The sequence below is a fragment of the Micromonospora sp. LOL_021 genome (assembly GCF_048060215.1).
GTDB lineage: Bacteria > Actinomycetota > Actinomycetes > Mycobacteriales > Micromonosporaceae > Micromonospora_E.
Map to the genome: position 1 here is coordinate 1 of NZ_JBHMIN010000134.1, position 1,014 is coordinate 1,014.

The window sequence follows — 1,014 nt, forward strand, 5'->3', positions numbered from 1 at the left end:
CTCAGATCCCGAAGCGTTCTGCCGTAGTCGTCCGACATGTAGTTGCTGCCCCGGTCCGAATGAAAGATGGCGTTCTTTCTGAGTTCGCGATTCCGGGCGGCGTTACGGATGGCGCGGGAGATCAACGGCGTCTGGTAGTGGTCGTCCATCGCGTATCCGATGACTTCCTTCGTGTAGCAGTCGATGGCGGTCGCCAGATACAGCCACCCCTCGCCGGTCGGGATGTACGTGATGTCGCCGACGAGCTTCTCGCCAGGCGCGTCGGCGGTGAACTCCCGGCCGACGAGGTCAGGCACCGTGCCGGACGACGACTGGGTGAGACCCCACCGCCTCGGGCGGGGCTGGCACGGCACGAGCCCGAGCTCGCGCATCAGCTGGCGGACGAGTTCCGGCCCGGCGGACACGCCTTGGCGCCGCAGTTGCGCGTGGACGCGTCGGTGCCCGTAGGTGCCGTCGGACGCGGCGAACACCTCCTCGATGGCCGACCGAAGGTGGGCGCGGCGGGTGGCGGTCGCGGAGTCGGGGCGGGTTCGCCATTCGTAGTATCCGGACCTGGACACGCCGAGTTGTTCGCACATGAAGTCGACGGGGTAGGCGTACTCCGCGGTGTCGAGTCGCATCGTCTCGATGAACTCGTACAAGCTCGTTACCGAGGGTCCTTCGCGAAGTACGCCGCGGCTTTTTTCAGGAAGCTGTTCTCCATTTCGAGTTCCCGGTTGCGACGTTCGAGTTCCTTCAGTCGAGCGCGCTCGTCGACGCCGATCTGTGGGCTGTCCTGGGCGCCGCTGTTTTCCCGCCGGTACTGGCGGACCCAGGAACGCAGCGTCGCCGGGTGAACGTCGATCTCCCGGGCAACCTGCGACACTGGCTTGTTCGACTGTAGAACGAGTTGCACCGCTTCTTCACGGAACTCTGGGGTGTATGAGCTTATGCGTGCCATCGCGCTTCTTCCCTCGACTTTCCTTACAGGGTAACCTTATTGGCTCCCTGTCCGGAATCCTCGGGGCACCTCAA

2 protein-coding genes are annotated in these 1,014 nt (G+C 64.2%); both read right to left on the minus strand.

Annotated elements, in window-relative coordinates:
• Positions 1-641 (minus strand): IS3 family transposase (locus ACFHWT_RS31325; protein WP_416598306.1); only part of this gene is annotated, 641 nt, incomplete at its 3' end.
• Positions 642-646: 5 nt separating this feature from the next.
• On the minus strand, positions 647-940 hold the full coding sequence (locus tag ACFHWT_RS31330) for a transposase (protein ID WP_416598308.1): 294 nt from the start codon (positions 938-940) through the stop codon (positions 647-649).
• Positions 941-1,014: the final 74 nt, after the last annotated feature.